General features: G+C 49.0%; 1 pseudogene. It reads right to left on the reverse strand.

The annotated features are described in order from the left end of the window. A pseudogene (locus ICN23_RS10060) lies at nt 1-4,798 on the reverse strand (autotransporter-associated beta strand repeat-containing protein); the annotation flags it as partial.

Raw genomic sequence — 4,798 nt, forward strand, 5'->3', positions numbered from 1 at the left:
TTAAGGTGCCGCCAAAGCTCACATCACTATTAGTAGTCGCCAAGGTGGTAGTCGTTGGTGTGAGTACGACATTACCGTTATAAGCCTGAGCACCAGTGGTGGTGATGTTGTTTGAAATAGTTGCAAGTCCGGATACGGCAATACTGCTTACACCCGTTACTGCACCAGTAAAGGTTGCAGCGCCAGTAACGTTATAAGCTCCGATACCCGATATTGCTGCTGTATTTGTAGTGGTTGCTGCCGTACTGCTTACATTGCCAAGCGTGAGTACGCCACCCACAATGCCGCCAAAGCTCACAGCGCCGGTACCAGCACTTAAGGTGAGATTTCTGGCGGATCCGCTGCTATTAAGTGTGCTGCTAAATGCAATGTTGTTATTCGTAGCAGTTAACGAAGTTGTGGCGCCGAGGGTAACGGCGTTGCCGTAGGTTTGTGCGCCCAAGGTGATAATGCTTCCGCCGTTAATTGCGGTTGAACCTGTTGAGGAATTCTGAGTAAATGCGCTGGCATTAATAGTACTGCTGATCGTTGTAGTGCCAGTACTTGTCAGAGAAATATTGCCTAGACCCTGAGCGCCACCAACAGCACCGGTAAAGGTAATGGTAGAGCTTCCAGCATTGGCTGTTAATGCACGAGGTGTCGATGTAGCACTATCCACTGTTCCAGCAAACAGAATTGCGCTATTGGTTGTGGCAAAAGAATTGCTCGCAGCCAAGGTAACAGCATTGTTATAGGTCTGCGCACCAGTAGTAGTCACTCCAGCGCCGGTGAAGTTCGTGGTACCACCTGCAGAAGTAGTTAATGACGCTAATGCAGCTGTACCGCCTACTCTACCGACGTTCATTGTTCCGCTGGCTGTTGTCAGAGTAAGTCCAAATGCAGTACCGGTAGCATCAACCGCAGCTAAAGTAAGGTTTCCAGTATCGGTAGTGATAGTTCTATTGGCAGTAGACACCTGTAGATCATTTGTTACGGCAATACCAGCAGAACCGCTAGTAGCTAAATTCGCCAATAGAACCGTCTTGCCCGACGTCGTGAAGGTCACTGGAGTGGTGAATGTGGCGTTACCAGTAATGCTGATATTGCCGCTTTGTGCGCTACCACCAGAACCACCACCAAGCGTAACCCCGCTGAAGGTATTTCCTAATAGCGCAATTTCTGCAGCAAGAATATCTAAGGTGCTTGTTCCTGCATCACTAGCGCCACCTACGTTAATCACATTGGTAGTAGTGGTTGGTTTGAGGCTGAGGGTACCTGTACCAGCAATAGCAGCACTCCAGTTAATCTCATTGGCAATAAAACTTAAGTCGCCCATGCCGCTGAGAGCTGAAGTAATAGAAATTGTGCCAGTACCGGCATTCAGGGTCAGAGACTTCCCTGCTCCAGCAATCGTTGCTGAGCTGGCAACCGTGATATTGGAATTACTTGCACTGGTATTAATAGTTAAATCCGCACCCAATGTGACTGCAGTATTAGCATCACCTAGAGTGACGGCACCATTTGCTGCAGTAGCATTACTTGTGATGATTGTTCCAGCCAAACTTAAGCTTGCAGGACGACTTGGAGCAAAGGCGCCACCAGAATAAGTAAAGGTATCTGTTACTTCGTCGCCCAGAGTCAAGGTGCCACTTGTTTCAAATGGGGTAGCCGTATAGAAAGTTGCAATGCTATTGCTTGCGCCAGTGAGGCTTAAATTGTATGCAGCACTGCCATCCGTTCTCAATTGAGAAACTTGAGTTGATCCAGCAAAAGTAACAGCGCCAGTGGTTTTGTTTAACCAGAGAGTGCCAATATTAGTTTTAAGATCGCCACTGACGTTTACTGTGCCACTATTACTAAATGTCACATTAGATGTGCCGCTTCCAGGACCGGTAATGCTTGCTACAGAAATATTGCCAGATCCTGCATCACCCAATACTAAATCGATACCAGTAGCTAAAGTTAATGCGCCAGTAGTCAGAGTGCCTGAACCAGAGCCTATAGTCAGAGAGCTAGAAATCGTAGTTGCCCTGCTAGCGCCCAGATTGACATTGCCAGTTGAGCTAATGTTACCCGCAAGCGTATTGGCACCGCTGCCAGTAATGGTCAATGCCGCCAATGGAACGCCGGATTGGCCATCAGCAGTTCTACCCATCACACCTAAAGATACAGTGCCACTTCCAGCATTCAGCGTGAGGCTATAAGCACTATTCGTAGTTCCTAATGTGATGTTGCCATTACCGCTGCTGTTAGTTGTAGTAATTGTGCGATTCGCTGCAAAGGCAGTTTGACGTGAAGTGCCCTTCAGGTCTACAGCACCGGAAGTGTTGATGTCGCCACCTAAAGTGTTGAGACCAGTACCTTGCAAGGTCAATGTAGTCAACGGTGTATCCCCGCCAACAGCGCCTAAGGTAATACTGCCGCTACCGTTGCTAATGATTAAGCCATTGGCACCATTTACTGCAGGCAAGGTAATTGCGCCATTTGCACTAGAACTTAATGTGCGGGTCGCACCAGAAATAGTTACCGGACCAGTGTAAGTTTGCGCGCCAGTAGTAGCAACACTTCCGCCTATGACATTGCTACCAGCGCCAGTAGAGCTATAGCTTGCAAGTGCAGTTCCTTGGCCGATCGCAGCCGTAGTTGTCGATTGTGATCCACTGTTTGTGGTTAATCCGAAAGCCCCATTAACAGCGCCAGACAAACGGATTGCACTGGCTGCTTTATTGCTGGCGCTTGTGTAGCTAATAGTTACATACCCTGCACCGGCTTGATAGCCAGCAGTATTGGTGACAACTGATGCATAGGAAGAGTTTGCATAAGATGAGCCACCACCGCCACCACCGCCGCCACCGGTACTCGTATAGTTGACTAAAGAAGAGTCGCTACCACCAGCGCCGCCCCCGTAGTAACCACCGCCACCGCCACCGCCACCCCAATATCCAGAGCCAGTGGAGCCGCCTTGTCCCAAGCTACCGGACTCACCAGTAGAAGCGCCTCCATTACCAGCGCCCCCTGATCCGCCAGCAGATTGGGTGCCACCCAAACCAGCTCCTGCACCACTTGCTGCTGCTACGCCGTTGCCTCCAATAAGGGCGCCCCCTGATCCACCAGCACTAGCAATATAACCACCGCTACTACCACCACCGCCACCAGCCACCAAAATACGATCAGATAGCGCAGTTCCACCTACGCGGATATCCGAGGCTCCACCTCCAGATCCAACATTAATTGTGTACCCAGCTCTACTATTTCCAGAAGACGCTGAACCACCACCATTTGCACCGCCAGAAGCGCTACCAGAACTACTATTACCCTGTCCACCAATGTAAATATTTAAGGTTGATCCTGCAGTCACGGAGACGGTTGATGCCTGTAGGCGACCACCTAATCCGCCTGAAACTCCACCACCCTGCGCACCAGCCATATCCACACCAATCGTGGTTATACCAGTAGGCACTACCCATGCAGTGTCAGATGTGTAGGTATTAGTTGTTATTGTTCCGGAAGAAACTACATTTGTAGTATCTAAAGTGGTAGCAGCCAATAATGTAATTGCTGCATTGGATGCGCCAAGCTCCAGAACATCTCCACTAGAAATAGTGCCTGCCAATTTAATGCCGCCTAATTGGGCAGTAGCAGTTAATCCGTTTACTGCAATGAAGTTGTCGCTTGATGCAGCACCAAGCTGAACTGAACCAGTATTTAAGAAAGTCAATGCATTAGTAATGGTGCTGGTTCCGCCAGCTACTTTCACGTTATACGGATTAGCAGTAGTCGTGAGGGTTGGCACTGTTAAGCCGCCATTAAAGGCGATGGTTTGTGCGCTAGCGGTATTGGTCAAAATAACTGCAGTGCCAACAGTAACCGCCCCACTAAATGTAGCTCCACCAGAATTAGTCACAGTCAGGTTTGCCAAGCTCGCTGCTGAACCGATTGCACCGGTTACGCTAATTAAGCCACTAGTGCCTGCATTGAGGGTGAGAGATTCTGTATTGGCTGTTGTACCGTTGATTGTTGAACCAAAGGCGATATTGCCAGTACCACTAACAAGCGTGGTATTTGCTGTTAGCGTCACTGCGCCAACATAGCTTTGATTACCAGAAGTAGTAATAGTGCCAGCAATTGAGCTAGTTCCATTAGCAGTCAGAGTAGATAAGCCAGATGGTGCAGTAATGACGCCGCCACTCGCCAAGCTCAGGTTATTCACAACCAAGTTGGCATCGATCATAGACAGAGTGCCGGCACTGGAAACAGTGAGGTTATTACCAGCGGCGCCGGTAGTACCTGAACCCGTTAAACGAAGAGTGCCACCAGAAACAGTTGTTGTACCTGTGTAGTCATTAGCACCGGAGAAGATTTGTGTTCCGCCAGAAACAGTTAAGGCTCCTGAAGCACCAGTCATCATGCCAGAATAGGTCGTACTACCGTTAGTGATCGTGAGGGCCTTACCAGCGATATTGACTCCGCCTGCGCCAGACAAGGTAACGATGGATACACCACTCGTTGTAGAACGAATATCAAAAGTACCAGTGACCGCAACTGATGAAGAAGTGGCTATTGATCCGTCATCTAATAACTTCAGCGTGCCAGCAGAAATGGTTGTTGCACCAGTGTAGGTGTTGGTATTGCTGAGAGTCAAGATGCCTGTACCAGCTTTAGTCAAGCCACCTGCTCCACTACCAATCACGCCAGAGATAGTGGTGTTACCTGCTCCATCTACTGTTAGTAAGTTAGCACCATTGGTGAAGTTGCCGCTGAAGGTGGAAGCATTAGTAGTGTTGGCGTTATTAATAGTGGCAGCACCATTTAGGGTGAA

The organism is Polynucleobacter sp. MWH-Jannik1A5 (assembly GCF_018881795.1).
Taxonomy (GTDB): domain Bacteria; phylum Pseudomonadota; class Gammaproteobacteria; order Burkholderiales; family Burkholderiaceae; genus Polynucleobacter.